This is a genomic window from Longimicrobiaceae bacterium (assembly GCA_035696245.1).
Taxonomy (GTDB): Bacteria; Gemmatimonadota; Gemmatimonadetes; order Longimicrobiales; family Longimicrobiaceae; genus DASRQW01.
In genome coordinates, this window is sequence record DASRQW010000556.1 from 1 (window position 1) to 4,490 (window position 4,490).

Annotated in this window: 3 protein-coding genes; all 3 read right to left on the reverse strand. The window is 69.9% G+C overall.

The window, feature by feature from the left end:
- Positions 1-1,350 (reverse strand): SEC-C domain-containing protein (locus VFE05_24720; protein ID HET6233303.1); only part of this gene is annotated, 1,350 nt, incomplete at its 3' end.
- A gap of 268 nt (positions 1,351-1,618) precedes the next feature.
- Complete coding sequence (gene dnaN, locus VFE05_24725) at positions 1,619-2,728, reverse strand: DNA polymerase III subunit beta (GenBank protein HET6233304.1); 1,110 nt, start codon at positions 2,726-2,728, stop codon at positions 1,619-1,621.
- 290 nt (positions 2,729-3,018) lie between these two features.
- A partial coding sequence (dnaA, locus tag VFE05_24730) for a chromosomal replication initiator protein DnaA (protein HET6233305.1) occupies positions 3,019-4,490 on the reverse strand: 1,472 nt, incomplete at its 5' end.

Here is a 4,490-nt window from a genome sequence, read left to right on the forward strand (position 1 = left end):
GCCGAAGACGAACAGCCTCAGCTCGTACTCCGTCACGGCACCCGCGGGCATCCCCTGGGCCACCAGGAACTCCGCCCAGTGCTCGCCGTTCCGGAGCGTGGCGGCGCGGAGGCCCTTGGTGGGCTTCTTCTGCCGGTTCAGCCACGTCGCGAGCCGCGCCAGCCGCTCGGCTTCCACGCGGGCGAGCTCCGCGGGCGGCAAGGCGTCCCAGTAGCCGGCTGCGGGGTCGGCGCCCGGCCCGGCGGGCAGGCACGGCGTCGCGGCTTCCGGCGCGGGCCATGCCGCGTCGTCGGTGAAGGCGACCAGTGTGACCTTCACGCCGCACGCCGTCTGGGGATCCCCGCCCGTGGACACGACAGCGATAGCGCGCAGCGCGGCGGTGATCCGCCGGACGTGCGCGGGGGTGGCCCGGCGCTCGGGCGCGTGGATCACGATCATCTTGGGGTACGCGTCGGGTCCGGCGACCGGCCACCCGGCCTTCGCCACCTCGCGCTGCATCGCGCGGTCCAGCGTCCCCCGCGGATCGAAGGTGACGCTCAGCGACGTGCCCGCGAGATTCAGGAACGTCTCCGCCAGCTCGTTCTCCGCGTCCAGCAGCGTGTACAGGTCGTCCAGCTCCGAGTAGATGGCCAGGCCGGTCTCGATCCCGCCGCCGCCCATCACGCTGGCCGCCCATTGCGAGCCGTCCGCGAAATCCAGCAGCAGCGGGCGCGTATCCTCGATGCTCGTCCACGGAGCCGCGCTGTAGAAATCGGCCGCCGCCGCGTGCAGCGCCTCCAGCTCCGCGGGGGTGGCCTCCGTCTCCGCCCAGGCGCCGGGCATCACCACGCGGGCGTGCACGTCGCTCTCGCACATGTGCTCCAACGAGCCGTCCAGCGCCTCGTCCATCTCCGGCGGCAGCCCGGCCTCCACGCGGATGCCGCGGCCGGAAAGCTCCGCCTGGAGCGCAGCGGCCGTCTCGGGGTCGCGCACCAGCACGCGCTCGGGCAGCAGGCCGGCCGTGCGTCCCGCCGCGGAGATCCCGGCCGCGAGCATCGCCGCGCGCTCGGCGAGGGAGTGGGGCCGCCGGGACTGGACGTCGCCGCGGACGATGAACCCATCCGCCATCACGATCACCAGCGACGGACGCCCGTCGGGGTCGTTGCGGAAACCCGTGGAGAACGGCACGTATTCCACCGCCCATGTAGTCGACGTGCGCGCGGCGGCCAGGCCCGCGTCCACGGCGGTGCGCCCGGCGCCGCCGCCGAGCAGCTCGTCCACGCGGTCCGCCGCTTGGTCGGCGGCCATGCAGCACGCCTTGTACTTCTTCCCGGACCCGCAGGGGCAGGGGTCGTTGCGTGAAGCTCGCATCGTGATGTGAACGTTGAAGATCAGCCATCCGTTCCGCTATGGCCCGCCCTCGCAGCCGGCCCGCGCACAATCTATCCCGCCGGAAATGGACACGTAAGACGGGCGCCACCGGCTCTTCGATCGGGCATCCGACGAGAGCGGGCAAGCACGGCAGCGCGAGTGCGACGATCGCCGGGTTGGATGCGGGTGGAGATGAAGACGGGGGATGCGAATCCGATCCGCATCCCCCGTCCCTTACCTGGCCGGTATTCGTCTGACGATCCCCGTCTCAGCTCAGCAGGCGCAGCGGCATCACCAGGCAGAGGTAGTCCGGCGTGTCCTCGTTGCCGATGGGCTGGATGGTCGCCGCACGCTCCGGCGCCTTGAAGCTCAGCTTCACCTCGTCCGTGGGCATGTAGCGCAGCAGCTCCAGCAGGTACTGGGCGTTGAACCCGATCTCCAGCGGCTCGCCGTCGTACTCCACCGGCAGCTCCTCGGTGGCGGCGCCCAGGTCCGGCGTCTCCACGCTGAAGCGCAGCATGGGACCGCCCAGCGACAGGCGGATGCGGTGCGTCTGATCGCTCGCCACGATCGCCATGCGGCGCACGGCGGCGGTCAGCGCGCCCTTGTCGGCCACCAGCGACTTGTCGTTGTCCTTGGGGATGACCTGCTCGTAGTTGGGGTACGGCCCCTCGATCAGCCGCGTGAACACCTGCACCCCCTCGCCGCGGAACCCGATGTGGTTCTCGCTGCGGGCGATCTCCACGTTGGCCGCGCTGCCGAACAGGCGCTGCACCTGGCCCAGCGCCTTGGGGTGCACGATCAGGTCGCCCGCCGGCGTGCGCGTGCCGGTCTCGATGGGCAGCGTCATCTTCGCCAGCCGGTGCCCGTTGGTGGCCACCATCCGCATGTCGCCGTCGCCCAGCTGCCACAGCACGCCGTTCAGGATCGGCCGCGTCTCTTCGGTGCTCGCCGCGAACGACACGTGCGAGATCAGGCGCTGGAGGTCGGTGCCCGTCAGCTTCCAACTCTCGGCGAAGTCCACCTTGGGGAAGGCGGGGAACTCGTCGCGCGGCAGGCCGTTCAGCTTGAACCGCGTGCGGCCGCTGTTGATGGAGATGGTGTCGCCCTGCGTCGACATCTCCACCGAGCCGGGCAGCTCGCGCGCGATCTCCTGCAGCTTCTTCGCAGGCGCGGTGATGGCGCCCGGCTCCGTCACCTCGGCCGGCACGCGCACCGACACCGCGGTGTCCAGGTCGGTGCCGCTCATCCGCACCTCGCCGTCCTCGGCCTCGATGAGGATGTTGGCCAGCACGGGCAGCGTGGTGCGCGTGGGGATGCTTCCCGCCACGGCCCCCAGGCCCTGCTGCAGGTTCTCGCGCGTGATGGTGAATTTCATACGTTGGTCGCCGAACGCTGGAGTGAGAGCTTATCCACCGGGAAGCTGTTCTACCACACTGTAGATAGAAAATTTAGTAGTCGTAGTAGAGGGTGTGGGTTCGGGGATAACTCTCCTCCCCGCGTCCGCATCCCCGTTTACCGCAACCGCCTGCGACACCCTGGCCCATCGTGGGGAACGTTGTGGAGAAGAGCGGTTGTCCCCAGCCCGTCCACACATCCCCCTACCTCCGCCCTTCTCCACAACGCGTCCACACCCTTTCCACAGCGGGTTCTCCACACCTCGCCAGGCTACTTCAGGGCGCTCCGCAGGGCTTCCACCCGCTGCCGGAAGGCCGCGTCGTTCCCCATGTCCTCCTCCACCTTGGCGATGGAGTGGATCACCGTGGAGTGGTCGCGCCCGCCGAACATCTTCCCCACCTCCACCAGCGGCAGCTCGAACAGCTCCTTGATCAGGAACATGGCCACCTGGCGCGGGATGGTGAGGTCCTTGGTGCGCTTCTTGGACTGGAGCGCCTCCACGGTGGTGCTCCACGCCTCGGCCACCTTCTGCCGCACCGCCTCGGGGGTGGGGCCGCCCTGCGCGCCGCCGTGGGCCCGCTGCCGCTCGTCGGCCGTCAGCGGCACGCCCAGCGCCTCGCGCGCCAGCTCCACCGTGATGTCGCGGCGGGTGAGCGACGAGTAGGCGAGCAGCTTGATGACCGCGCCCTCGATCTCGCGCACCGAGCTGGTGCGGTTGCGGGCGATGAAGGTCAGCACGTCGTCGGCGTCGCGGATCTCCAGGCCGTCCAGCTCCACCTTCTTGCGCAGGATCGCCATGCGCGTCTCGAAGTCGGGCGGCTTGATGTCGGTCACCAGGCCCCACTCGAAGCGCGACACCAGGCGGTCCTCCAGCCCGATCTCCTTCGGCGGCCGGTCGCTGGTGAGCACGATCTGCTTCTGGTCGTCGTGCAGCGCGTTGAAGGTGTGGAAGAACTCCTCCTGCGTGCGCTCCTTGCCTTCCAGGAACTGGATGTCGTCCACCAGCAGCAGGTCGATCTGGCGGTACTGGCGGCGGAACTCGGCCATGCCGCCGCCCTGGATGGCGCTCACCAGCTCGTTGGTGAAGCGCTCCGACGACAGGTACATCACCTTCTTGTAGGGCTCGCGCGCCAGCATGGCGTTGCCGATGGCGTGCATCAGGTGCGTCTTGCCCAATCCCACGCCGCCGTAGATGAAGAGCGGGTTGTACGACTTGCCGGGCGTCTCCGCCACCGAGTGCGCCGCCGCGGCCGACAGCTCGTTGCTGGGCCCGATGACGAAGCGGTCGAAGGTGTACTTGCCGTTCAGCGGCGCCGACGCGCGCAGTCCCGTCTCCTGGCCCGCGTGCACGGACGCCACGGGCGCGGAGGGGCGTGCGGCAGGCGCGTCCGCGGTGCTGCCGGGCGCGGCGGAGAGGTGCACCTCCGGCGGGGGTGCGGGCGTCTTGCCGTTGCCGTGGTACTGCACCGAGAGGGTGAAGTGCCGACCGAACAGCTGCTCGCCGATGCCGCCCAGCAGCTCGGCGTACTTGTCCTCCACCCAGTCCACGGCGAACGGGTTGGGAGTCGACACCACGAGCAGGTCCTGCGAGATGGCGACGGCCTGCGTGGGTGCCAGCCAGGTGCGGTAGGCCTGCTCGGGGAGGGCGGTGCGCGCCCCCTCGAGGATGCGCGACCAGACTTCGGCGGCGGTCAGCTCCATGAACCTCGTTCCAGACGTCGAGCGTAGCCCTCGGGGACAGA